This is a genomic window from Alsobacter sp. R-9 (assembly GCF_054612375.1).
The window spans coordinates 1-24057 of sequence record NZ_JBTSWJ010000014.1; the positions used below are offsets into that span (position 1 = coordinate 1).

Below are 24057 nucleotides of genomic sequence, written 5' to 3' on the forward strand. Positions count from 1 at the left end.
GCGTCGACGAATCGCTTCGCGGGTTCGGGCGCCGTCGTGTCGCCTTCGGCCGCGGATCATGGTCAACGAGACATGAACACCCGGGCGCCGGCACCGTCCCGCGCCGGCACCCGAGGGGCCGGCACGGGAACGAAGCGGCGACGAATCACGGTTCGGGAGCGACGCGGATAGGCTGCGGGCAGTCGCGCCACGGCACGTCGGCCCGGTCCCCTTCTCCCGTCGTCTCAAGCCCCGTGCAGCAGCGCCCAGATCTTCTGCGGCGTCGCCGGCATGTCGACGTGGCGGATGCCCCGCGACGAGAGCGCGTCGACGATGGCGTTCATGACCGACGGCAGGGCGCCCGCGCAGCCCGCCTCGCCGCAGCCCTTGGCGCCGAGCGGGTTGGTCTTCGCCGGGATGCCCTGGTTGTGGAAGGCGAAGAACGGCACGTCGCCGGCCCGCGGCATGGCGTAGTCCATGAAGGACCCCGTCACGAGCTGGCCCGCCTCGTCGAACACCGCGCCCTCCATGATGGCCTGGCCGATGCCCTGCACCACGCCGCCGTGCAGCTGGCCCTCGACCAGCATGGGGTTCACCAGCGTGCCGAAGTCGTTGACCGTCGTGTAGCGGTCGATGGTGACGACGCCGGTCTGCGGGTCGATCTCCACCTCGGCCACGTGGCAGCCGTTGGGGTAGGCCGACGGCGCCTGCTTGAACACGTGGTCGACGTCGAGCGACGCCGGCAGCCCCGGCGGCAGGGCGAGCCCCGACCGCAGGCGTGCGGCGAGTTCCATGATGCCGATGGAGCGGTCGGTGCCGGCGATGGAGAAACGCCCGCGGTCGAACTCGATGTCGGCGACCGACGCCTCCAGCACGTGCGCGGCGACGGCCTTGCCCTTCTCGACGACGAGCTGGCTCGCCTCCACGATGGCGGCGCCCGAGGCCATGATCGACTTCGACCCGCCGGTGCCGCCGCCGGCGATCAGCCGGTCGCTGTCGCCCTGCACCAGCCGCACCTTGTCGAACGGCACGCCGAGATGGGTGTGCAGCACCTGCGCGAAGGCGCTCCAGTGGCCCTGGCCGTAGTCCAGCGTTCCGGTGAGGATGGTGACGGTACCGTCCTCCTCGAAATGGATGCCGCCCATCTCGTTCATCGGCGGGGCCGTGACCTCGAGGTAGCAGCCCATGCCGAGCCCGCGCAGCAGCCCGCGCTTCGCGCTCTCCTTGCGGCGGGCCTTGAAGCCGGCCCAGTCGGAGACGGCGAGCGCCTGGGCGACCATGGCCGGGAAGTCGCCGGTGTCGTAGGTCGTGCCGGCCGGCGTGGCGTAGGGCAGCTGCGACGGGTCGATGAGGTTGCGGCGGCGCAGCTCGACCCGGTCGATGCCCATCTCGGCCGCCGCCGTGTCGATGAGCCGCTCCATGTAGTAGTTGCCCTCCGGCCGTCCGGCGCCGCGATAGGCGCCGATCGGCACGGTGTTGGTGACCGCGCACAGCGTGTTCACCTCGACGAGCGGCGTGCGGTACATGCCGATCGAGTTCTTGGCGATGTTGAGCGTCGTCATCATCGGCCCGACCTGCGTCAGGTAGGCGCCGAGGTTGCCGTAGCCGGTGAAGCGCGTGGCGAGGAAGCGGCCCTTGCGGTCGAGCGCCAGCTCGGCCTTCACCGTCATGTCGCGGCCGTGGTGGTCGGAGACGAAGCTCTCCGAGCGGCTGTCCGTCCACTTCACCGGCTTGTTCAGCGCCCGCGCCGCGTGCAGCAGCGCGACATATTCGGGGAACACGGCGCCCTTCATGCCGAAGGAGCCGCCGACATGGCCGGTGACGAGCCGGACCTGGTCCGGCTTCACCTTCATCACCTCGGCGATGTTGTTGCGCTTGCCGAACACGCCCTGGCTGGGCGCGTGCAGCGTGAAGCGCTTCGCCTTGCGGTCCCACTGCGCCAGCGCCGCTCGCGGCTCAAGCGGGTTGATGACGATCCGGTTGTTGACGAGGTGCAGCGACGTGACGTGGTGCGCCTTCTCGAACGCCGCCGCCACCTTGGCCGTGTCGCCATAGTGGTAGTCGAGCACGAGGTTGCCGGGGATCTCCTCGTAGAGCTGCGGCGCGCCGGGCTTCAGCGCCTCCTCCGGCGAGGTGACGGCGGGCAGCACCTCGATGTCGAGCACCACGGATTCTGCCGCGTCGCGCGCCTGCAGCGCCGTGCGGGCGATGACCACGGCCACCGGGTCGCCGACGAAGCGCACCTTGTCGACTGCCAGCGACGGCCGCGGCGAGGTCAGCTGCGGCTTGCCGTCGCGCCCCTGGAAGGAGAATGCGCACTTGAGCATGCCGTAGCCGGCGGCGACGAGATCGGCGCCGGTGTAGACGGCGACGACGCCCTTCATGCCCGTTGCCGGCTCGGTGTCGATGCCCTTGATCGTGCCGTGGGCGTAGGGGCTGCGCACGAAGGCGGCATGGAGCTGCCCCTCGACGTTCACGTCGTCGGTGTAGCGCCCCTCGCCGCGCACCAGGATCGGGTCCTCGTTGCGGGGAACGGGCTGCCCTACACCGAACTGCAGGGCGGCCAGGTCGTCGGGAGAAGTGCGAACGTTCATCGAGTCACCACGCATGAATCCGGCCTGGCGCAAGCGCCGGCCTTCGTACGTAGTCTAGCGCGCCGCCTCCCCGGGGCGAGTCTCGTCAGGGACACATCACGTCCGCGTCTCGCTCATGCGAGACGGGGGTTGGCGGCCCCGCCCGCACGGTTTGCAGTCAAGCACGACCGACCCCTCATCCGCCTCCGCTGCGCCGAGGTACCTTCTCCCCGCGAGCGGGGCGAAGGGAAGCCAGGCGTCATGCGGTTCAGAATACCCGCCTTCACGCCACCGGCGGCAGCACCGCCCTTCCCTTCGCCCCCGCAGGGGGAGAAGGTGGCTGCGCGCAGCGCAGGCGGATGAGGGGGCGTCGGCGCAGGCTTCAGCGCCGAGGGGAATGGCTCACCACCGGAGCGCCGGCGTATGGACGGGGGCGTCCCACAGCGCGCGGGTGGCGTCGTCGAGGACGGTGACCGTCAGCGAGCAGCCGGCCATCTCCAGCGAGGTCACGAGCGACCCGGTGAGGTGGCGGGCCACGGTGACGCCGCGGCCAGCCAGCACCTTCCGGGCGGCGTTGACCATCAGGTAGAGCTCCATCGACGGCGTGCCGCCGAAGCCGTTGACCAGCAGCAGCACCTCGGCGCCGGGCTTCGGCGCGAGGTCGCCGAGGATGGCCGAGAGCATCTCCTCGGCGATGGCGTCGGCCGAGGCGAGCTTGACGCGGCGCCGGCCCGGCTCGCCGTGGATGCCGACGCCCATCTCCATCTCGTCCTCGGCGAGCGTGAAGGTGGGGTTGCCGGCCGCCGGCACGGTGCACGAGGTCAACGCGACGCCCATCGAGCGGGTGCGGGCGTTGACCTCCTGGCCGAGCGCCTTCAGGTCGGCCAGCGCCCGACCCTGCTCCGCGGCGGCGCCGACGATCTTCTCGACGACGAGGGTGCCGGCCACGCCACGCCGTCCGGTCGACCAGGTGGAGGTCTCCACCGCCACGTCGTCGTCGGTGACGACGGTGAGCACCTCGCGGCCAGCCATCTCGGCCGCCATCTCGAAGTTCATCACGTCGCCCTCGTAGTTCTTCACGATGAAGAGCACGCCGCCGCCGGTGTCGACGGCCTCCACCGCCGCGAGCATCTGGTCGGGCGTGGGCGAGGTGAACACCTGTCCGGGGCAGGCCGCGTCGAGCATGCCGTGGCCGACGAAGCCCGCATGCAGCGGTTCGTGGCCGGACCCGCCGCCCGACACCAGCGCCGGCTTGCCGGGTTTCAGCGACCTGCGGCGCACGAACTTGCGCTCCTCCCCCAGCACGACGATGTCGGCGTGGGCCGCGGCGAAGCCGTCGAGGCTCTCGGCCAGCACGGTGTCGACCGCGTTGATCAGCTTCTTCATGGGTCCCTCCCGTTCAGTCCGGCCGATTCGCCCGAGGCGTCAGCCGAGATCCTCGATCATGCGCCCGAGCTTGCGGGCGAAGTCGGCCACCATGTCGTCGATGGCCTTGTTGCGCCGCGCATCCCCGAGGTCGGGGACCGCGACGGCGATGGTGCGATGGCGCTTCGCCCCGTGCACGAGCTTCAGCCGCTGGCGGTGCGCGCGGCCGTAGTCGGCGAGGAAGGCCCGGCGGTCCTCCTGCGAGAAATGGCAGACCTCGAAGATCGTCTCGAGGTGCTGCGCCGGAATCGGCGTCGGATAGGCCGGGTTGGCGATCTGCGAGACGAACGAGCGGTTCTTGCCCAGCGCGCCTGCGAGCCGCTGCCGCGTCCCCGAGGGGCGGTTGTCGAGCACGCGCTGCAGCACGCGCTTGTAGCCGGCCACGGCATCGGCGACGACGGCCGGCTCCGCCCGGCCCGTCATGGGGCCGCTCCCGCGTCGGCCCGCAGGTCGACCGCGGCGATGGCCGCCTTGGTCCGCGCCAGCGCCGCCGGCGCCACCGACACCGAGCGCAGCCCGGCGCGCAGCAGATGCGGGATGACGGACGGCTCGCCGCCCGCGTCGCCGCACAGGCTGACGTCCCGACCAGCCTCGCGGCCGTGGCGCGCCACCGTTCCCACCAGACGCAGCACGGCCGGGTGCAGCGGGTCCGCAAGGTCGGCGACGGCGTCGCTGTCGCGTCCCGCCGCGGTGACGTACTGGGTGAGGTCGTTCGAGCCGATGGAGAAGAAGTCGGCGTCGAAGAGGTCGACGGCCACCGCAGCGGCCGGCACCTCGACCATGATGCCGAGCGGGGGCCGGGCGTGCGGACGGCCCGCCGCCGCGAGCGCCGCCTCCTCCGCGTCCAGCATCGCGCGGACCGCGGCGATCTCGGCAGGCGTCGTCACCATGGGCAGCATGATCTTGACGGCGCCGTAGGCTGATGCGCGCAGCAGCGCGCGCAGCTGCACGCGGAACACCTCCGGGTGGCGCAGCGACAGGCGGACGCCGCGCAGGCCGAGGAACGGGTTCGACTCGCCGTCGAGCGTGAGGCCCGGGATGGGCTTGTCGCCGCCGGCATCGAGCGTGCGGATGGTGACCGGGCGTCCGCCGGCCCACTCCGCGATGGTGCGGTAGACGCCGAACTGCGCCTCCTCCCCCGGCAGGCTGCCGCGGCCGTGGAACAGGAACTCCGTGCGCACGAGGCCGATGCCGTCGCAGTGCGCGGGATCGAGCGCCTTCAGTTCTCCCGGGTCGGCAATGTTGAGGTGGACGAGCACGCTTGTGCCGTCGCGCGTGGCCGCCGGCTTGTCGAGCAGCGCCGCCGCGGCGACGCGCTCCCGCTCGACCGCCTCGCGGCGCTCGGCATGGGCGGCGAGCGCCCCGGGGCCCGGATCGAGGACGATCTGCCCCGCCTCCCCGTCGACGAGCGCATCGCCTTCGATGACCTGCGCGTCGAAGCCGAGGCCGACCACCATGGGCACGCCGCGCGAGCGGGCGAGCATGGCGACGTGGCTCGTCGGCGAGCCCGCCGAGAGGATCACCGCGCCGCCGGCCGACCAGTCGACTGCGAGGAATCGCGAGGGCGGCATGTCGTGCGCCGCCACGACGGCACCCGGAGGCACGGGCGCCGCGGCGGTCGGGCCGGCGAGCGCCTCCAGCACGCGGTCGCGCAGGTCCTCGAGGTCGGCGGCTCGGGCGCGGAAATACTCCTCCTCGCTGGCAATGTAGCCGGCGATCTCGGCGGCGATGGCGGACTCCCAGGCGAGGTCGGCCGGAAGCCCCTGCGCGATGGCCTCGTAGGCGGGTCTTGCCAGCTCGTCGTCGGAGAGCAGCGCAGCCTGGAAGCCGAGGACATCCGCGGCCTCGCCGCCGAGTTCCTCCATCAGCGCCTCCACGGCGACCAGCGCGGCGGCGATGGCGTCGCGCAGGGCCTGCTCCTCCAGCGAGGGGTCGCCGCTGGCGACGCGCCCGCCGCCCGCCGCGGCGAGACGGTGCACCGGTCCGGCGGCGAGGCCGGAAGAGGCCGGCCTGCCCCGCAGCACGCGCTCCGCTGGCGGGCGTTCAGGCATGCGCCGCCCCGGCGACCGCGTCGCCCTCGTCGAACTGCCGCTCGATGAGCGCGATGACGGCGGCAGCGGCCTCGCGGGCGCCCTCGCCCGTGGCCCGCACGTGCAGCACGCTGCCCTTGCCCGCCTTCACGCGCATCACCTTGACCGGGCTCTTGGCGTCGAACCACGGGCCCTCGGCGGACAGGGCGATCTCGACGGCGCAGGGGAAGGACTTCGCCAGCTGCGTCAGCTTGACGGAGGGGCGCGCGTGCAGGCCGACGGCATTGGTCAGCAGGGCCGACGCCGTGACGGACTCGTGGGACATCTCGCTCCTCCTTCTCGCCCTGCAGCCCTTACTGCGGCGAAAGCTCTTCCGCCACCTGCTTGACGATCTCCAGCGGCGAACCGCCGGACGCCTCCGCCGCCGCGATGACGGCCCCCTCGACGATGGGGGCATTGCAGACGGCGACGCGGCCCCGCCGCTCCTCGTCAAGCAATTCCACGGCCATCTCGCTGTTGGTCTCGGCGCCGCCGAGGTCGACGAGGATGGCGACGCCCGCCTCCGACCACGCCCGGTCGATGGCGAGGAGGATGGCGCCGACATCCGTGCCGAGGCCGCCGTCCGCGTTGCCGCCAGCCCACGCGAGCGGCACCTGGTCGCCGACCATCTGCCGCACCATGTCCGCCGCGCCCTCCGCCACCTTGGGCGAATGCGACACGATGACGATGCCCACGTTGGCCATGCTCAGGCCCCCAGTTCGGCGGCGACGGCCGCGATGATGAGCGAGGACGAGCGGGCGCCCGGATCCATGTGGCCGATCGAGCGCTCGCCGAGGAAGGACGCGCGACCGCGGATGGCCTTCATCGGAACGGTGGCGTCGGCCGCCTGCGCGGCAAGCCCCGCGAGACCGGAGCGCGTGCCCCCCGCCAGCGCCGCATGCACGGGCACCAGCACGTCGAGCATGGTCTTCTGCCCGGGCTCGGACTTGCCGCGCGCCTTCACCGCATCGATGGCGGCACCGAAGGCGCGCACGGCGTCGTCGGCGGACGGCGCCGGCCCGAGCTCCTTGCCCAGCGTCATGAACAGCGTGCCGTAGAGCGGCCCGGACGCACCGCCCACCTTCATCACCAGCGCCATGCCGATCGCCTTCAGCGCGTCGGGCAGGGGCTTGGCGGCCGTCGCGTCCCTTTCGGCCAGCACCGCCTCGAAGCCGCGCTTCATGTTGAGCCCGTGGTCACCGTCGCCGATGGCCTGGTCGAGGGCGGTCAGCTCGTCGGCATGGGCGACGACCGTGCCGGCGACGGCGTCGATGAGGCGGGAGAGGGTGGCGGTATCCATGGGCTCAGGTCCGGATGCGGGCGCCGGAGGCGTCGAAGAAAAGAGGAGAGACGAAGTCGATGGCGACCGGGTCGCCCTGCTCCAGCCCGGAGTCGGGGTCGCTCAGTGTCACCACGTCGACATCGCCCATGCGCACGTGCAGGTGGTTCTGGTCGCCGAGGTGCTCGACCCAGGTGACCGACCCCACCGCCTCGCCGTTGACGGCGCGGCGGATGCGCATGTGCTCGGTCCGCGCCCCGACAGTGGCGGCCGCTGGCGGCGCGGCGACGGCGGGCACGAGCCCGCGCGGCAGCAGGTTGATCCCCGGGCTGCCGAGCCGGGTCGCGACGTAGCTGTCGACCGGGTCCTCGTAGATCTGCCGGGGCGTGCCGACCTGGACGAGCCGGCCCTGGTTGATCACGCCGATGCGCGTCGCCAGTGTCATCGCCTCGGTCTGGTCGTGCGTGACGTAGAGGATCGTCGCGCCGAGCTGCTCCTGCACGCGCTTGAGCTCGACGCGCAGGTCGGCGCGCAGCTTGGCGTCAAGCGAGGAGAGCGGCTCGTCCATCAGGTAGATCGACGGCTGGCGCACAAGCGCGCGGCCGATGGCGACGCGCTGCATCTGCCCGCCTGAGAGCTGGGTCGCGCGGTTCTTCAGCTTGTCCTCGATGCGCAGCAGGCGCGCGACCTCGCGCACCGTCGTCTCGATCTGCGGCTCGGGCACCCGGCGCGCCGGAGAGCGGAGCGGGAAGGCCAGGTTGTCGTAGACGGAGAGGTGGGGGTAGAGCGAGTACTGCTGGAAGACGAAGCTGACGTTGCGAGCAGCCGGCGGCTCGCGCGTCACGTCCGCGCCGCCGATGAAGACCTGCCCCGCCTCGGGCTTCTCCAGCCCCGCCACGAGCCGCAGCGTCGTGGTCTTGCCGGCGCCGGTCGGCCCCAGCAGGACAATGAACTCGCCGTCGCCGATAGTGAGCGTCAGGTCGCGGATGGCCTCGGTCGTACCGCCGCGGGTCCTGAAGCTCTTCGAGACGCCTTCGAGACGCACCTCAGCCATGGCGCGCCTCCGCTGTATGGGGCGCAGGGGCACGGCTGGTCCGAGCCTCGGCGGCACCGTCGTGCAGCGCCGAGCGGAGCACCTTGCCCGTCGCGCGGTCGAAGAGGGACAGCTTCTCTGGCCGCAGCACCAGCCCGACGGTCTCGCCGATCCGCGCCGGAACGTCGGAGGGCAGCCGCGCCTTCACGCGCCCGCTCGCCGTCGTCAGCGTCACGACCTGGGTGGTGCCGAGATACTCGACGCCGAACACCTCGCCGCGCAGGGGCGAGGCGTCCGAGAAGCGGACGTGCTCGGGCCGTGCGCCGAGCGCCAGGTCGCGCTCGCTCACCGCATCGCGCAACGCCGGCATGGCGATGCGGGCCCCCTCGATCTCGACATGATCGGCGCCGGCGGGAAGGCCGGCCCGCAGCGAGAGGAAGTTCATGGGCGGCGAGCCGATGAAGTCGGCGACGAACATGGAGGCCGGCCGGTCGTAGATCTCGCGCGGCGTCGCCAGCTGCTCGATGATCCCCTCGTTCATCACCGCGATCTTGTCGGCCATCGACATGGCCTCGAGCTGGTCGTGGGTGACGTAGATCGTCGTCGCCTTGAGCCGATCGTGCAGCGCCCGCAGCTCGCCGCACATGACATGGCGGAACTCGGCATCGAGCGCGCCCAGCGGCTCGTCCATCATGAACGCCTTGGGACGGCGCACGATGGCGCGGCCGAGCGCGACGCGCTGGCGGTCGCCCCCCGAAAGCCCGGAAACGGGGCTGTCTAGCAGGTGGGTGATGCGCAGGATGCGCGCCGCCTCCTCCACCCGTTCCCGGATCTCCGCCTTCGGCACCCCCTGGGAGACGAGCGGGAAGGCGATGTTCCGGCGCACGTTCATGTGCGGGTAGAGGGCGAAGAGCTGGAACACGAAGGCGATGTCGCGCTCCGACGCCCGCCTGAACGTGACGTCGTCGCCGTCGAGCCGGATTTCCCCCGAGGTCGGCAGCTCCAGCCCCGCGATCATCCGCAGCGTCGTCGTCTTGCCGCAGCCCGATGGGCCGAGCAGGCAGAAGAACTCCCCGTCCTCGACGACGAAGCTCGAATCCTTCACCGCGGCGAAATCGCCGAAGCGCTTCTGCAGGCGGTCGACCCTGATCCCGGCCATGGCTCTACTCCGGGAACTTCGACACGATGGTGAACAGCACGACGCCCGTCAGCGTCGTGGCGAAGGAGTAGCTGTAGAGTGCCAGCGAAAACGGCTGCAGCAGCATCAGCACGCCGGCGCCGATGACCGCGACGGCGACGGCCTCCCACGGGCCGCGGCGGAAGATGCCGCGGCGGCGGTCGGGCCGGTCGAGAGGGGTCCCGCCGCTCATTTGCGCACCGCCCCGAAGGTGATGCCGCGCAGCAGGTGCTTTCGCAGCAGCACGGTGAAGACGAGGATCGGGATGAGGAACAGCGTCGTGCCCGCGGCCACCGCCGGCCAGTCCTGGCCGCCCTCGCCGATGATGATCGGGATGAAGGGCGGCGCCGTCTGCGCCTCGCCGGAGGTGAGCAGCACGGCGAAGGCGTACTCGTTCCACGCGAAGATCAGGCAGAAGATCGCGGTGGCGGCGATGCCGGTCGCGGCCTGCGGCAGCACGACTTTCCGGAAGGCCTGGAGGCGCGTGTAGCCGTCGATCATGGCGGCCTCCTCGTACTCGCGCGGAATCTCGTCGATGAAGCCCTTCAGCAGCCACACCGCGAGCGACACGTTGACGGCGGTGTAGAGCAGGATCATCCCGAGCTTGGTGTCGGACAGGCCGAGCTCGCGGTACATGAGGTAGATCGGGATGGCGACGGCGATCGGCGGCATCATGCGCGTCGACAGGATGAAGAACAGCAGGTCGTCGGCGAGCGGCACCTTGAAGCGGGAGAAGCCGTAGGCCGCCAGCGTGCCCAGCGTCACCGCGCAGAACGTGGACCCGAAGGCGATGATCAGCGAGTTGAGGAAGCGCGGCGCGTAGTTGGACGGGCCGACGACGACCATGTTGCGGTCGCGCGCGATCTCCTCGCAGCGCCCCGAGGGCGGCGGCAGCCCGCGGATGTACTCGGCCGTCTGCCGCGAGCGCGTGGTGAAGAGGTTGCAGTAGCCCTCGATGGTCGGCTGGAAGACGACCTTCGGCGGGTAGCTGATCGAGTCGGGCGGCGTCTTGAGGCTCGTCAGGAAGATCCAGCCGAGCGGCAGCATGGTCAGCACCGCGTAGAGGACGACGACGGTCGCCGCGATGCGCCTGGACGTGGCGCCCGGCTCGACGACGGAATGGGCCGTGGTGATGCCGCCGCTCATCTCTGCTTCACCCGGTTGAGCGCCTTCACGTAGATATTGGCGAGGCCGAAGACGGTGACGAAGAGGATGATGGCGAACGCGGAGGAGAAACCCGTGCGCCACTTCTCGAAGGCCTCGCGCTTGAGCGTGATCGAGGCCACCTCCGTGGTCGAACCCGGCCCGCCCGAGGTGAGCAGGTTGACCATGTCGAACATCTTGAAGTTCTCGATGCCACGGAAGAGCACCGCCAGCATGATGAAGGGCAGCGCCATCGGCAGCGTGATCGACCAGAACTGCCGCCAGGGCGAGGCGCGGTCCACTTCGGCCGCCTCGTAGATGTAGTCGGGGATGGAGCGCAGCCCGGCGAGGCAGATCAGCATCACGTAGGGCGTCCACATCCAGGTGTCGACGATGACGATCGCCCATGGCGCGAGCTTCACCGATCCGATCATCTCGAAGGACGACGGCGCCCAGCCGGTGAAGAAGGAGACGAAGTAGTTGAAGCCGCCGATCTGCGGCTGGTAGAGGAACCGCCAGAAGTTTCCCACCACCGCCGGCGACAGCATCATCGGGATGAGGATGATGGTCGTCCAGAAGCCGTGGCCGCGGAACTTGCGGTCGATGAGCCAGGCGAGCGTGAAGCCGATCAGCGTCTGCAGCACGATCGTCCAGAAGACGAAGTGCGCCGTCGCCTGCATCGCCGCCCAGATGTCCGGGTCGGTCAGGATGGAATGGTAGTTGTCCGTGCCGACATTCCGGACCGGCGCGTTCGGCCGGTTGGCGCGGTAGTTCGTGAACGACAGCTGGATCGTCCAGATCAGCGGGAAGATGTTGATCGCCAGCAGCAGGACGATGGTCGGCGCGATGAAGATCCACGCCACCGCGCGGTCCGAGAGCCCGCGCACCCGCTGCGCCAGCGCCGGCGGCGTCGCGAGGGCGGCCCTGTCGGCCAGCGTCCTGGGGTGCGGTGTCTCGTTCATCACGGACCGGCGGATCACGACACGGGATGGTTGACGGGGCCGCGAAGCGCGCGGGCGCACGGGATCCCGCGGCGGCCCTCCCGGCAGGCAGGAGGGCGCCCGGGTCGGGCGGCGCGCTGGGCGCCGCCCGCGGCAGGCATCAGAGCTTGCCGTCGTCCTTGAAGACCTTCTTCCAATCGGCGATCAGGCTGTCGAGCGCCTCCTTGGCCGTGCCCTTGTCGGCCACGACGTAGTCATGCACGCGCTTCTGCATGGCGAGCAGCAGCTGCGCGTAGGACGGCTCGGCCCAGAAGTCCTTCACCTGGCCCATGGCGATCAGGAAGTCGCCTGCGAAGGGCGCGGTCTTCGGGAAGTTCGGGTCCTCGAGCACGGCCTTGGACGCCGAGTAGCCGCCGAGCGACCACCACTTCTTCTGCACGTCGGGCTGCGCGAACCACTTGATGTACTCGAGCGCCTCGTTCTTGTTCGGCGAGTAGGCCACCACCGAGATGCCCTGGCCGCCCAGCTGCGAGCCCTTCGTCTTCTCGCCGGGGTTGACGAAGAAGCCGATCTTGTCGCCGCCGACCTTCTCGTCCTTGGCGAGGCCCGGGAAGAAGGCGAACCAGTTCATCTGCATCGCCACCTGGCCCGACTTGAAGGCATCGAGGCCCTCCTGCATGTACGCGTCGGTGTAGCCGGGCGGCGTGCAGCACTTGTAGAGGGCCTTGTAGAACTCGAGCCCCTTGATCGCGTCGGCCGAGTTGACGAAGCCGTCCATGGCGTAGGGCTTCTTCGGGTCCTGGTACTCGAAGCCGAAGGGATAGAGCGCGTTGTTGACGCCCATCGTGATGCCCTCGGAGCCGCGCTCGGTGAAGATGGCGGCGCCATAGACCTTCTTGCCGTCGATCTCGCGGCCCTGGAAGAACTCCGCGACCTCCTTCAGTTCGGTCTGCGTCTTCGGCGGCGCGAGGTCACGATTGTACTTGGCCTTGAAGGCGGCCTGCAGGTCGGGCCGCGAGAACCAGTCCTTGCGGTAGGTCCACCCGAGCGCGTCGCCCATGGCCGGGAGCGCCCAGTAGTTCGGCGTGCCCTTGGGCCACTCCGAGTAGCCGGTCACCGTGGCCGGCATGAAGTCCGACATCTTGATGCCGTTCTTGTCGAAGAACTCGTTCAGCTTCACGTAGTGGCCGTTCTCGGCGGAGCCGCCGATCCACTGCGAGTCGCCGATGAGCAGGTCGCACAGCTTGCCCTTCGAGTTCAGCTCGTTGAGCATGCGGTCGGCGAAGTTCGGCCACGGCACGAACTCGAACTTCATGTTCACGCCGGTCTTGGCGGTGAAGTCCTTGGACAGCTCCACCAGCGCGTTGGCCGGATCCCATGCGGCCCAGCACAGCGTGATGGTCTTGCCCTGGGCCGAGGCAGGCGTCGTGGCCACGGAGGCCATGAGCGCCGCGGCGAGGACTCCCGCACCTGCAAGCAGCTTCTTCATCGGGTCGTTCTCCCTGGACGTTGAGCATGACGACGACCCGTCAGGCCGGAGCGACCGTCGGGGCCTCGGGCACGTCGGTTCGGCCCGCATCGAGGCGGGCGCACACGAGTTTGCGATGTCCGGCCGGTTGTTGTGGCTCGGCGTTCCCTCTGACGCGGGGTCTTGGCACCCGTCGTCCTAATGTTCAGTGCAACACGCGTTACTAAACAAGTCAACTAAACAAATGCGGCCGGCAAGGCCGACTCGCCGTGCATCCGAAGGGCTAGCCAACGGCACCGCCCCTCGGTATGTAATACCAGTCTCGCGGCGGGTATTACGATGCTGTCCATGACGACGACCGTCACGACCAAAGGCCAGGTCACGATTCCCAAGTCCATCCGCGACCGGCTCGGCATTAAGCCGGGCACCAGGGTGGAGTTCAGGCTCGACAAGGATGGCCGCGCCGTCCTGCAGGTCGAGCGCGGCGGGACGCCTCCGGCGAGCCGCTTCGAGCGACTGCGTGGGATCGCCACGACGCGCCTCAGCACCGACGAGATCATGGCTCTCACCCGCGGCGAACCGGATTGACCCTCGTCGACACGAACGTCCTGCTCGACCTCGTCACCGACGACCCGCGGTGGGCGCGCTGGTCTATCGAGCAACTCGATGCGGCGACGGCATCGGGAACGGTCGTCTGCAATCCGATCGTCTACGCAGAGGTCTCGATCGGCTTCGATCGGATCGAGACCGTCGATGGTTTTCTGGCGGACGCCGGAATCGCGGTGATCGAAATGCCACGCGAAGCGCTTTTCCTCGCCGGAAAGGCATTTCAGCAGTACCGCCGCCGGGGCGGCCACCGCCCCGGCGTGCTTCCGGATTTCTTCATCGGCGCCCATGCGGCCGTCTCCGGGATGAAACTGCTGACTCGCGATGCAGCCCGTATCCGAACCTACTTCCCGTCCGTTGACCTCTTCGCGCCGGCCTGACGCGACCGGCGCCCGCCAGCCGCGCGATCTCAGAGCTTCACCCAGGCCCCGCCCTTCGACGAGGACTTCACCGCCGCCTCGATGAAGGCGACGCCCTTCACCCCGTCGACGACGGTGGGGAAGGTCACTGCCTTGTCGAGCTTGGAGCCGTCGCGGGCGGCGCGGATGGCCGCGGCCGCCTCGGTGTAGATCGTCGCGAAGGCCTCCAGATACCCCTCGGGATGGCCGGAGGGGATGCGGGTCACGCGGCCCGCCGCCGCGTCCGCGCCCGCGCCGCCGCGGGTGAGGATCTGCGTCGGCTTCCCGAACGGCGTGAAGAACATGTAATTCGGGTTGTCCTGGCGCCAGTGGATGCCGCCCTTGGTGCCGTAGACGCGCAGCTGCAGGCCATTCTCGTTGCCGGGCGCCACCTGGCTCGCCCACAGCGCGCCGCGCGCGCCGTTGGCGTAGCGCAGCATGATCTGGACGTTGTCATCGAGGCGGCGACCCTTCACGAAGGTGGTCAGTTCGGCACACAGCTCGGACACCTCGATGCCGGTGACGAAGTCGGCGAGATTGTAGGCGTGCGTGCCGATGTCGCCGACGCAGCCGCCGGCGCCCGAGCGGGCCGGATCGGTGCGCCAGTCGGCCTGCTTCTGGCCGGTCGTCTCCAGAGGCTCGGTGAGCCAGTCCTGCGGGTACTCCACCTGCACGACACGGATCTCTCCCAGCGCCCCGGAGCGCACCATCTCGCGCGCCTGCCGGATCAGCGGATAGCCCGTGTAGTTGTGCGTCACGCAGAACACGAGGCCGGACTTCTCGGCCAGCGCCTGCAGCCGGCGCGCCTCCTTGAGCGTCGTCGTCAGCGGCTTGTCGCAGATGACGTGGATCCCCGCCTTGAGGAATGCCGCCGCTGCGGGCGCATGCATGTGGTTCGGCGTGACGATGGCCACCGCCTCGATGCCGTCCTTCAGCCTGCGCTCGCGCGCCGCCATCTCCTCGAAGGTGCCGTAGGTGCGCTTCGGGTCGAGTCCGAGCGCGGCGCCCGAGCGCATCGCCTTCTCCGGCGTCGAGGACAGGGCCCCCGCCACCAGCGTGTAGTTGTCGTCGATGCGGGCGGCGATGCGGTGGACGGCGCCGATGAACGCGCCCTCCCCGCCGCCCACCATGCCGAGCCTGATGCGGCGGCCCGCGCCGCCGTCGTCCTTGCCTTCGATGGCCATGGTCGGTCGATCCTCTCTCAGCGCAGCCCGAGGAAGCGCTTGATCTGCTTCTTGTCCACGCTGCCGCCGGCGAAGTCGTCGAACGCCTTCTCGGTCACGCGGATGATGTGGTCGGCGATGAACTGGGCCCCCTCGCGGGCGCCGTCCTCCGGGTGCTTCAGGCAGCACTCCCACTCCAGAACGGCCCAGCTCTCGTAGCCGTACTGCGCCATCTTCGAGAAGATCGCGGCGAAATCGACCTGCCCGTCGCCGAGCGAGCGGAAGCGGGCAGCCCGATCCACCCAGGGCTGGTAGCCCGAGTAGACGCCCTGCCGCCCGTCAGGATTGAACTCGGCGTCCTTCACGTGGAAGGCCTTGATGCGGTCGTGGTAGATGTCGATGAAGGCGAGGTAGTCGAGCTGCTGCAGCACGAAGTGCGAGGGATCGTAGTTGATGCAGCAGCGCGGATGGTTCTTCAGCTTGGCGAGGAACGTCTCGAACGTCGCGCCGTCGAAGACATCCTCGCCGGGATGGATCTCGTAGCAGACATCGACGCCCACCTCGTCATAGGCGTTGAGGATCGGCTTCCAGCGCTTCGCGAGCTCCTCGAAGGCCGTGTCGATCAGGCCGGCCGGCCGCTGCGGCCACGGGTAGACGAACGGCCACGCCAGCGCGCCGGGGAAGGTGACGGTGGCGGTCAGGCCGAGGTGCTTTGACGCCTTCGCCGCCATCATCAGCTGCTCGACGGCCCACTTCTGCCGCTCGCGCGGCTTGCCCTTCACCTGCGGCGGCGCGAAGGCGTCGAAGGCCTCGTCATAGGCCGGATTCACGGCGACGAGCTGGCCCTGCAGATGGGTCGACAGCTCGGTGATGACGAGGCCGTGCTTCTTCGCCACGCCCGCGATCTTGTCGCAATAGTCCTTCGACGAGGCGGCCTTCTCGAGATCGAACAGGCGGCCGTCCCAGGTGGGCACCTGTACGCCCTTGTAGCCGAGGCTCGCCGCCCACTTGCAGATCGAGTCCCACGAGTTGAACGGCTTGGCGTCCCCGGCGAACTGGGCGAGGAAGATCGCCGGTCCCTTCACGTTGCTTGCCACGTCGAAGCCTCCCTTTGTCGGTTCGTTGCCGCCGTTCTCCTCCCTCCCCGGGAGGCATCACGGCAGGTTGTCGCGGATGAAGATGTCGATGCGGATGCGCTCCTGGTCCGCCATGATCGGTTCGCCGGAGCAGTGCGCGAGCAGGATGCGCGCCGCCGAGCGCGCCTCGTGCCCGGCATCCTGGTTGATGATCGCGGCCATCGCGCCGCGCACGAGGAAGCGCCGCGTGTGCGGCGTCAGCTCGTGCGCGATCCACACGATGCCGGCGCCGCGGGGGCTCTCCTCCAGCGCCGCGCCGATGCCCCGGTTGCCGGCGCCGGCATTGTAGATGCCCACGAGGTCGGGGTGTTCGTCGAGCAACTGGCGCGTGAGCTGCGCCGTGCGCTCGCTGTCGTCCCGCCCCTCGCGCGCGGGCAGCGCCACGAGCCGGGGATACTCGGTGGAGAGCACCTGCGTGAAGCCGAACTGCCGCTCCGCGTGGTCGCGCAGCGACAGCGAGCCGGCGATGACGCCGATGGTCCCGGTCCGCTCGCCGAGGAAGCGGCCCATCAGGGAGCCCGCCGTCCGCCCCGCCGCGGTGTTGTCGATGCCGACATAATGCAGGCGCCGGGACGTCGGCGCGTCGGAGACCAGCGTGACGACGGCCGTGCCCTGCCCGACCACGTCGTCGATGGCGGCGCGGACGCGGGGATGGTCGAGCGCGATGGTGGCGACGCCGTCATACTCCGGACCCACCCGCTCCAGCGTCGCGGCGAGTTCGTCGGGCACGAAGACGTCGACGTGAAGCACGTCGACGAAGGCGCGCTGCACGGCGAGCCACTCGGCCGTCTGACGGACCTGGTCGGCGAGCTGGCCCATGAAGGTGTTGGTGCCCGTCGGCAGGATGAAGAGGAAGCGGAACGAGCGGTTGCGCGCCAGCCGCGCGGCAGCCGGATCCGGCCGGTAGCTCAGCTTGTTGATGGCGGCCTCGACGCGCGCGACGGTCTTCTCCCGCACGCCTGGCCGGCGGTTGACCACGCGGTCGACGGTCGCGAGCGAGACGCCCGCTTCCCGGGCCACGTCCTCCAGCGTCACGCGTTCGATCGAGCTGACCATGGCGGTGAACGTACCTCAGCACATGAGGTGCGCAACTCATTTCGTTGCTGCGGCGCAATGCGACGCTTGCGCCGGCGGGCTCGACCTGAACGGCCGCGCCGTGCACAGTGGGTGCAGCGGCCGGGGGACGCGGAGAGGGCATGTCGGCAACCGCGTGGATCAGGAGCACACGGCTCGTCTCCGGGCTCGTGCTGATGACCTTCGTCGCGGGCCACCTGCTGACCGTGGCCGCCGGCCTCGTATCGACCGACGCCATCGCCCGGATGGCGGGCATCCTGATGCGGCCTTGGGGCACCGGCCTCGGCCGCACGCTCCTCACGGCCTCCATCGTGCTGCACCTGCTGGCCGGCCTGCAGGCCATCGCCGCGCGGCGCAGCCTGACCGGACGCCGTGCCGACGCCGTGCAGGTGGCCCTCGGCCTCGCGATCCTGCCTTTGCTGCTGCCGCACGTGCTGACGATGACGGTGGCCCAGGACTATGCCCCGCGGCTCGACCTCGACTTCTCGCGCCTGCTCGCATTCTACTGGCACCTGGCCCCCTCCTTCGCGATCCAGCAGCTCCTCGTGGTCGTGGTCGTTTGGGCGCATGCGAGCATCGGGCTCACCGGCTGGATGTCGCTGCAGCGCTGGTGGCCGGCGGCGGGACCCCTCGTGACGCCCCTGCTGTTCGCCGTGCCGATCCTCGCCCTGCTCGGGTTCGTGGAGGCAGGGCAGGCGGTGCTGCTGAGGCTGGACACCGACCCCGCCTTTGCGGCCGAGGTCGCCCGCCAGTGGGCCTTGCTGCAGGGCGCGCAGGGCCCGCTCGGGGCCGTCCGGCAGGCCACCATCGTCACCTACTGGGCTGCCGTGGGGCTGGCTCTCGCGGTCCTCGGCCTGCGGATGGTGCGGAGCCGCGGCGAGGCCATCCGGGTCGATTACGACGGCGGTATGCAGGGCGAGGGTCGTCGCGGGCTCTCGGTTCTGGAGATCAGCCGCCTGTCCCACGTCCCGCATGCCAGCGTCTGCTCGGGCCGCGGGCGCTGCGGCACCTGCCGGGTCAAGGTGCTCGCCGGCGCCCGTTCCCTGACGCCGATGGACGACATCGAACGGTGGACGCTGGGTGCATCGGCGCGCGACGGCTCGGTGCGCCTCGCCTGCCGCGCCAGGGTCATCGACGCAGGCGTCGCCGTGGAGCGCCTGCTGCCGCCGGACGCCGATGCCTCGGCCGCCCGCCGTCCGCAGGACTGGCTCGCGCCCGCCGCCCCGGGGCCCGCAGCGTCTTCCGCGGAGGCGACATGATCCTCGCGGAGTTCCTCGGCCGCGTCCGCCATGGCGTCGCCCATGCGCTCGCCGACCTCGGCGCCGCACCGGCGGAAGCCGCGCGCGTCGGGTCGGAGGCGATGGCCGCGCTGCAGACGGGACCGGGGCTGCGGGCCTTTGCCTACGCGCTGATCGTCATCATCGTCGCCGTCGGCCTGGAGTGGCTATTCTGGACCTACGCCGCGCCCGGCTACCGCTGGCTGATGGCGACGGACCCGCGCACCCGCGTCGAGGCGTGGCGGGTGGCGGGGCGCCGCGCCTTCATCGACCTCTGCGCCATCCTCCTCTCCACCGTGTCCGCCCTTGCCGTCACGGCGATGATGGCATGGCCGCCCGGGCTGCAGGACCTCGTCGCCTCGGCAATCCTCGTGGTGGCGGCCGCCCGCATCGTGGGGCTCGTGGCGCGGGCGCTGCTGTCGCCCGAGGCGCCGCGCCTGCGCCTGCTGCGCATGCCGACGCGCGAGGCCGTCCGCGCCGTTCCTCTGCTGGTGGCGATCACCGGGATCCTCGCCGCAGGCTCGGCGGCCCCGGACGTCCTCGCCCCGTTCTCCCCGACGCTGGCGGCGGCCGTCGGCATCGTCACCGCGACCTTCGCCGGCGTGCTGCTGGTCGTCGCGGTGCGCGCCCTCGTCAGCCGCCGCCGGGGCGGGGAGACGCCGGCTGCGCGCCGGCGGCTGCGGATGCTGCCGCTGCCCATCGTCGCCGCGCTGTGGTGCGCGCTGGTCGGCCTGATGTGGCTCGGCGGCGCCCCACGGTGGACGCTGACCGTCATCATCGCCAGCGCCACACTGGTCGCCGAGTGGGCATCGCGTCGCGCGGTCCGCGCCTTCTGGACGGCATGGCGCAGCGACCGCGCCGCGCTGGAGGCCGGCGGGGAGGCCCTGCCGCGGCTCGACCCGGCAATGGAGGCGCTCTTCGCAGACCTCAGCCTGCGCGTCGTGCGATTCCTCGTCGCCTTCGCCGGCGTCGCGGGCTGCGTCGCGGTGTGGGACATCCCCGTGCTCGAGATGACGGCGGCAGGCACGCCCTCCGGCCGCTTCATGTCGCAGGTGCTCAGCGCCGTCGCGCTGCTGCTCGTCGCCGATCTCGCATGGGCGGCGGTGAAGGGTTGGGTCGACGCCCGGCTCAGCCGCATCGTCACCACCAGCCACGGCGAACCAGAGGCGGGTGCCAACGCGCGGCTGCTGACGCTGCTGCCGCTCGGCCGGAAGGCCTTCGGCGTGACCCTGCTCGGCCTCGTCGCGCTGTCGCTGCTGTCGATCTTCGGCATCGCCGTCACGCCTCTGCTGGCCGGCGCCGGCGTGCTCGGCATCGCCATCGGCTTCGGCGCGCAGACGCTGGTGCGCGACGTGCTCTCGGGCGTGTTCTACCTCGCCGAGGATGTGTTCCGGATCGGCGACTACATCGAGGCCGGCAGCGCCAAGGGCACGGTGGAACGGATCACGCTGCGCACCGTGGCACTGCGCCACCAGAACGGCCCGCTGCACTTCGTGCCCTACGGCGCGCTCGGCTCGGTCCGCAACAACTCGCGCGACTGGGTCATCGACAAGTTCGAGATTCCCCTGCCGCCCGAGGTGGACAGCGAGTTCGTGCGCAAGCTGATCAAGAAGATCGGCCAGCAGATGCTGGAGGACCCTGAACTCGCCCCGCTCATCGTCGAGCCGCTGAAGGCCAAGCTCTATCGCATCGAGCCGGGGGTGAAGGTATTCCGCTGCAAGGTGCAGACGCCTCCCGGCAAGCAGTTCGAGGTGCGCGCGGCGGCCTACCGCCGCATCGAGGCGGCGCTGCGGGACAACGGCATCCGCTTCGCCGACAGCCGCTCCCAGATCATCCTGCAGGGCCCGCCGGCTGCGGGCGCGGTGGATCAACCGGCCAACGCCTGACGGCGCGGGCCGCGGATCAACCGGCCAACGCCTGAGGCGTCTCCACAGGCCTGACATCGACCGACACCGCGAGCCGCTGCCCGGCCGAGGCGAGCACCACGCCGGAAACGGGCGCCACGTCGGCGTAGTCGCGCCCGCGCGCCAGCACGACATGGTCCTCGCCGGCCCGCATCGCATTCGTCGGGTCGAGCCCGATCCACCCGGCTTCCGGTCCGCACCACACGGACACCCAGGCATGCGTGGCGTCTGCGCCGGTCAGGCGTTCCCGCCCGGCCGGCGAACGGGTGCGCAGGTAGCCGCTGACATAGGCCGCCGGCAGGCCGAGCCCGCGCAGGCCCGCGATCATCAGGTGGGCAAAGTCCTGGCAGACCCCGCGGCGCGTCGCCATGACGTCGGCCACCGGCGTCGAGACGTCCGTCGCGGCGGGATCGTAGGCGAAGTCCGCATGGATGCGGCAGGCGAGATCGAGCGCGCCGTCGGCAACGCTGCGCCCTGCCGGGAAGGATGCGGCCGCGTAGGCGGTGACGCTGTGGGGCAGCGGCACGTAGCGGCTGGCGAAGAGGTGGTGGATGGGGCTCGCTGGACCGAGGTCGGCGACCCCGGCCGCGACGTCCCGGACCGTCTCCCATGGCGTCGCCCAGAGGACGTCCGCCGGCGGCTGCACGACGACGCGCGAGCGCGCCCGGATGACGAGCGCGGCGTGGGGGTCCCCGAAGCGCAACACCCGCACGGCATTGCCGAAGAAATCGGTGACGGAGGCGGATTCGACGGGCGCCGGGTCCACGTCGATGCTCGACTCCAGCACATCCTGCCCGGGCTCCCGGCGCGGCTCGAGCCGCAGCACGCAGCGGGCGCCGCCGACGCGCGAGCCATATTCGTAGGTCGTCACATGGTCGATGTCGTAGATCACGCGCCGTCCTCGACCGCGTCGGCCGCCACGTCGGGCTGCGAGAAGAAGCGCTGCGTGATCTCGTTGGAGAGATCCATCAGCCGGTTCTCGACGGAGAGGACCGTGTCCGGGTCGACGTCCGACACGTCGATGACCCTGAGCACGGTGCTCAGCTGCAGGACGATCTTCTGCGGCAGGTCGAGAGCCTCGTGGCTCGGGACGTCGGAGAGGCCGGCCAGATGGTCGCGCAGCCGCGCCACCTGGAAGGCGACCGAGCGCGGGTTGCCGTCGTCGAGCACCACGAGGTCGATCACCGGCAGGCGCTGCGCGCCCATCAGGTAGCGGGCGCGATAGGTGATCTGGCTGTCGGACAGCTCCAGCAGAGCATCGAGGCAGGGCGGCGGGGCGTCGCGCTCGGCGAGGCGCCGCACGAAGCGCCCGGTGAGGATGCCGCGCTCGATGCGCCGGCCGATCTCCAGGAAGCGCCAGCCACTGAGCCGGTTCATGTTCTCCTGCGCCAGCCCGGAGAAGGCCGCGATGATGCGCAGGGCGTGTTCCGCCAGCTCGAGCGACTCGCCCGGTCCCCGCGGCCCGTCGGGCCTCTGCTCGAACGGCGCGGCCAGCGCCGCCAGCGCCCTGACGGCGTCCGGCGACAGCCGGTCGCGGATGACGGACGCCGTGCGGCGCACCTCCTGCAGAAGCCGGCGCACCGAGCCGGCGTGATCCTGGCTCGACAGCGCGGCCTCGATCGCCGCCGCCGACGATCCCTTGACCGCCGCTCCGAGCCCGGGCGCCGCGCCCCAGGCGCCGAGCAGGTCGACGAGGCGCAGCAGCGCCTCGCGCGCCGGCCCGCTCGTCTCCGAGTTCTCGACGCTGAGGCCGGCGAGGCAGCGAACCACCCGCAGCGTCGCCTCGCCGCGTTCGAGGTAGCGCCCGAGCCAGAACAGGTTCTCCGCCGCCCGGCTCGGCAGGTAGCCGATGACGCGGCGCACCGGCTGCGTGCCGGGTTGGGGCAGCAGCGAGACCGACTGGTCGACTGGCGCGCGCGAAGTGACCCACACGTCGGCGGACCGGCCGCCGTGCTGCATCGACAGCGCACGCGGGTCCGGCGTCTCGGAGACCCGGCAGAACCCTCCCGGCAGCACCTCCCATCCGTCCGGCGTTGCCACGACATAGGCGCGCAGCGTGAAGGGCCGCGGCTGCAGGCGCCCGTCCTGCCAGACGGGCATCGTCGAGAGGCGCACGATCTCCTGCCCCACCACCCCATGCCCGCGCTCGGCGATGAAGCGCTCCGCCGCCCGCCGGTCCGGCGCATCGAGGGCGGCGCCGGCCACCGGCACCGGCCCGAACGGCCACCCGGCGACGGCGCTGAAGGCCGGCGCGAGCGCCAGCCGGTCGAGGCCCGAGAGCACGGTCGCGCGCTCCGCCGGCTGGCCGCACCACCATGTGGCGACGATGGGCAGGAGCAGGTCCTCGCCTGTCAGGCGGCGCGCCAGCGAGGGCAGGAAGCCGAGCAGCGCGCGGCTCTCGACGACGCCGGCGCCGAGCCCGTTGGCGAGGGCGACCGACCCCGCCCGCACCGCCTGCACGAGCCCCGGCACGCCGATCTGCGACGACGGCTCCAGTTCGACCGGGTCCGCGAACTCGCTGTCGAGGCGCCGCACGATCACGTCGACGCGCTTCAGGCCGCCGATGGTGCGGACATACACCGCGTCGTCACGGACCGTGAGGTCCCCGCCCTCCACCAGCAGGAAGCCGAGGTAGCGCGACAGGTAGGCGTGCTCGAAATAGGTCTCGTTGAGCGGCCCCGGCGACAGCAGCGCGATGCGCGAGTTGCCGCGCGCCGCCTGCGCCGCGAGCGCGGCGCGCCACGCCTGGAAGAACGGCGCCAGCCGCAGCACGTTCATCCGCCCGTAGAGGTCCGGGAGCGCGCGGGACAGCGCGATCCGGTTCTCCAGCGCGTAGCCCATGCCAGACGGCGCCTGCGCCCGGTCCCCCAGCACCCACCAGCGCCCGTCCGGCCCCCGTCCGAGATCGGCAGCATAGACCTGCAGCCGTCGTCCGCCGCGCGGAGCGACGCCGACCATGGGCCGGAGGAAGTCAGGGCTGCCCGCGACGACGGCGGCCGGCAGCGCGCCCTCCCGCACCAGCGCGGCATCGCCGTAGACGTCGGCCAGGACGGCGTCCAGAAGCTGCGCGCGCTGCACGAGACCGCGGCCGATTGCCGACCACTCGTCCTCGTCGATCACGAGCGGAATGTGGCTCAGCGGCCAGGGCCGCTCCGTACTCTGCCCGGCGTCATACACGCGATAGTAGACACCGCTGTCCTGCTGGTGGCGGTCCGCAATGGCGAAGGCGGCATCGACATCGGCGGCGGACGCCACCGCGAGCGCCTGCAGCACCGGCTCCCAGTGCGGCCGGATGGCGCCGCTCTCGTCCAGCATCTCGTCGCGCGCGCCCGGAAGCGGCCGGTAGCCCGACAGCAGGACGCGCCGCCGCACTTCCACCGTCGGATCGTCGGGGGACGCGGCGGACAGCACG

The 24057-nt window shown here is 70.9% G+C and carries 22 protein-coding genes; 4 read left to right on the top strand and 18 right to left on the bottom strand.

Annotated features, from left to right (window positions below; translation table 11 throughout):
- Positions 1–224: 224 nt before the first annotated feature.
- The 13 genes from ACX9GQ_RS19950 to ACX9GQ_RS20010 all read right to left on the bottom strand — a co-directional run bounded on the left by ACX9GQ_RS19950 (position 225) and on the right by ACX9GQ_RS20010 (position 13063).
- A complete protein-coding gene (locus ACX9GQ_RS19950; RefSeq protein ID WP_459631346.1) occupies positions 225–2573 on the bottom strand; it encodes a xanthine dehydrogenase family protein molybdopterin-binding subunit in 2349 nt (782 codons plus the stop codon).
- Between the two features lie 381 nt (positions 2574–2954).
- Positions 2955–3938 (bottom strand): dihydroxyacetone kinase subunit DhaK, encoded by a 984-nt coding sequence (gene dhaK / locus ACX9GQ_RS19955; RefSeq protein WP_459631347.1) that lies wholly within the window; start codon positions 3936–3938, stop codon positions 2955–2957.
- Between the two features lie 39 nt (positions 3939–3977).
- Positions 3978–4400 carry a hypothetical protein gene (locus tag ACX9GQ_RS19960; protein ID WP_459631348.1) on the bottom strand — a complete coding sequence of 141 codons (423 nt, stop codon included), beginning with the start codon at positions 4398–4400 and terminating at the stop codon, positions 3978–3980.
- Positions 4397–6028 carry a phosphoenolpyruvate--protein phosphotransferase gene (gene ptsP / locus ACX9GQ_RS19965; protein ID WP_459631349.1) on the bottom strand — a complete coding sequence of 544 codons (1632 nt, stop codon included), beginning with the start codon at positions 6026–6028 and terminating at the stop codon, positions 4397–4399. The genes ACX9GQ_RS19960 and ptsP overlap by 4 nt, the downstream gene beginning before the upstream one ends.
- On the bottom strand, positions 6021–6332 hold the full coding sequence (locus tag ACX9GQ_RS19970; protein ID WP_459631350.1) for an HPr family phosphocarrier protein: 312 nt from the start codon (positions 6330–6332) through the stop codon (positions 6021–6023). The genes ptsP and ACX9GQ_RS19970 overlap by 8 nt, the downstream gene beginning before the upstream one ends.
- A 28-nt stretch (positions 6333–6360) precedes the next feature.
- Entirely contained in the window at positions 6361–6750 is a 390-nt protein-coding gene (dhaM, locus tag ACX9GQ_RS19975; protein ID WP_459631351.1) for a dihydroxyacetone kinase phosphoryl donor subunit DhaM, read from the bottom strand.
- Between the two features lie 2 nt (positions 6751–6752).
- Positions 6753–7346 carry a dihydroxyacetone kinase subunit DhaL gene (dhaL, locus tag ACX9GQ_RS19980; protein ID WP_459631352.1) on the bottom strand — a complete coding sequence of 198 codons (594 nt, stop codon included), beginning with the start codon at positions 7344–7346 and terminating at the stop codon, positions 6753–6755.
- 4 nt (positions 7347–7350) lie between these two features.
- Positions 7351–8379 (bottom strand): ABC transporter ATP-binding protein, encoded by a 1029-nt coding sequence (locus ACX9GQ_RS19985; protein ID WP_459631353.1) that lies wholly within the window; start codon positions 8377–8379, stop codon positions 7351–7353.
- Positions 8372–9517: an ABC transporter ATP-binding protein gene (locus ACX9GQ_RS19990; RefSeq protein ID WP_459631354.1), complete on the bottom strand. Its 1146-nt coding sequence runs from the start codon at positions 9515–9517 to the stop codon at positions 8372–8374. Before ACX9GQ_RS19990 ends, ACX9GQ_RS19985 begins: the two co-directional genes overlap by 8 nt.
- A 4-nt stretch (positions 9518–9521) precedes the next feature.
- Positions 9522–9728, bottom strand: a complete 207-nt coding sequence (locus tag ACX9GQ_RS19995) for a hypothetical protein (RefSeq protein WP_459631355.1) — start codon at positions 9726–9728, stop codon at positions 9522–9524.
- On the bottom strand, positions 9725–10681 hold the full coding sequence (locus ACX9GQ_RS20000) for a carbohydrate ABC transporter permease (protein WP_459631356.1): 957 nt from the start codon (positions 10679–10681) through the stop codon (positions 9725–9727). Before ACX9GQ_RS20000 ends, ACX9GQ_RS19995 begins: the two co-directional genes overlap by 4 nt.
- Positions 10678–11640 carry a carbohydrate ABC transporter permease gene (locus ACX9GQ_RS20005; protein ID WP_459631357.1) on the bottom strand — a complete coding sequence of 321 codons (963 nt, stop codon included), beginning with the start codon at positions 11638–11640 and terminating at the stop codon, positions 10678–10680. The genes ACX9GQ_RS20000 and ACX9GQ_RS20005 overlap by 4 nt, the downstream gene beginning before the upstream one ends.
- Before the next feature lie 139 nt (positions 11641–11779).
- A complete protein-coding gene (locus ACX9GQ_RS20010; RefSeq protein WP_459631468.1) occupies positions 11780–13063 on the bottom strand; it encodes an ABC transporter substrate-binding protein in 1284 nt (427 codons plus the stop codon).
- Positions 13064–13435: 372 nt separating this feature from the next.
- Between ACX9GQ_RS20010 and ACX9GQ_RS20015 the strand changes: the two genes are divergently transcribed.
- Together ACX9GQ_RS20015 and ACX9GQ_RS20020 are read left to right on the top strand one after the other, a co-directional pair.
- Positions 13436–13675 carry an AbrB/MazE/SpoVT family DNA-binding domain-containing protein gene (locus tag ACX9GQ_RS20015; protein WP_459631358.1) on the top strand — a complete coding sequence of 80 codons (240 nt, stop codon included), beginning with the start codon at positions 13436–13438 and terminating at the stop codon, positions 13673–13675.
- Positions 13672–14073, top strand: coding sequence for a type II toxin-antitoxin system VapC family toxin (locus ACX9GQ_RS20020; RefSeq protein WP_459631359.1), 402 nt, complete (start codon positions 13672–13674; stop codon positions 14071–14073). Before ACX9GQ_RS20015 ends, ACX9GQ_RS20020 begins: the two co-directional genes overlap by 4 nt.
- A gap of 29 nt (positions 14074–14102) precedes the next feature.
- Here ACX9GQ_RS20020 and ACX9GQ_RS20025 read toward each other — a convergent pair whose 3' ends face one another.
- The 3 genes from ACX9GQ_RS20025 to ACX9GQ_RS20035 are packed head-to-tail and all read right to left on the bottom strand — an operon-like array spanning position 14103 to position 17446.
- A complete protein-coding gene (locus ACX9GQ_RS20025; protein ID WP_459631360.1) occupies positions 14103–15275 on the bottom strand; it encodes a Gfo/Idh/MocA family protein in 1173 nt (390 codons plus the stop codon).
- A gap of 17 nt (positions 15276–15292) precedes the next feature.
- Positions 15293–16351 carry a sugar phosphate isomerase/epimerase family protein gene (locus tag ACX9GQ_RS20030; RefSeq protein ID WP_459631361.1) on the bottom strand — a complete coding sequence of 353 codons (1059 nt, stop codon included), beginning with the start codon at positions 16349–16351 and terminating at the stop codon, positions 15293–15295.
- Positions 16352–16408: 57 nt separating this feature from the next.
- Positions 16409–17446, bottom strand: a complete 1038-nt coding sequence (locus tag ACX9GQ_RS20035; RefSeq protein WP_459631362.1) for a LacI family DNA-binding transcriptional regulator — start codon at positions 17444–17446, stop codon at positions 16409–16411.
- 140 nt (positions 17447–17586) lie between these two features.
- On the opposite strand from ACX9GQ_RS20035, the gene ACX9GQ_RS20040 reads away from it, so the two are divergent.
- Both ACX9GQ_RS20040 and ACX9GQ_RS20045 read left to right on the top strand, forming a co-directional pair.
- Positions 17587–18723 (top strand): 2Fe-2S iron-sulfur cluster-binding protein, encoded by a 1137-nt coding sequence (locus ACX9GQ_RS20040; protein ID WP_459631363.1) that lies wholly within the window; start codon positions 17587–17589, stop codon positions 18721–18723.
- Positions 18720–20627: a mechanosensitive ion channel domain-containing protein gene (locus tag ACX9GQ_RS20045; RefSeq protein ID WP_459631364.1), complete on the top strand. Its 1908-nt coding sequence runs from the start codon at positions 18720–18722 to the stop codon at positions 20625–20627. Before ACX9GQ_RS20040 ends, ACX9GQ_RS20045 begins: the two co-directional genes overlap by 4 nt.
- Before the next feature lie 16 nt (positions 20628–20643).
- On the opposite strand, the gene ACX9GQ_RS20050 is transcribed toward ACX9GQ_RS20045, so the two are convergent.
- Both ACX9GQ_RS20050 and ACX9GQ_RS20055 read right to left on the bottom strand, forming a co-directional pair.
- Positions 20644–21537 carry a transglutaminase family protein gene (locus tag ACX9GQ_RS20050; RefSeq protein WP_459631365.1) on the bottom strand — a complete coding sequence of 298 codons (894 nt, stop codon included), beginning with the start codon at positions 21535–21537 and terminating at the stop codon, positions 20644–20646.
- Positions 21534–24056: a circularly permuted type 2 ATP-grasp protein gene (locus tag ACX9GQ_RS20055; RefSeq protein WP_459631366.1), complete on the bottom strand. Its 2523-nt coding sequence runs from the start codon at positions 24054–24056 to the stop codon at positions 21534–21536. Before ACX9GQ_RS20055 ends, ACX9GQ_RS20050 begins: the two co-directional genes overlap by 4 nt.
- Position 24057 lies beyond the last annotated feature (1 nt).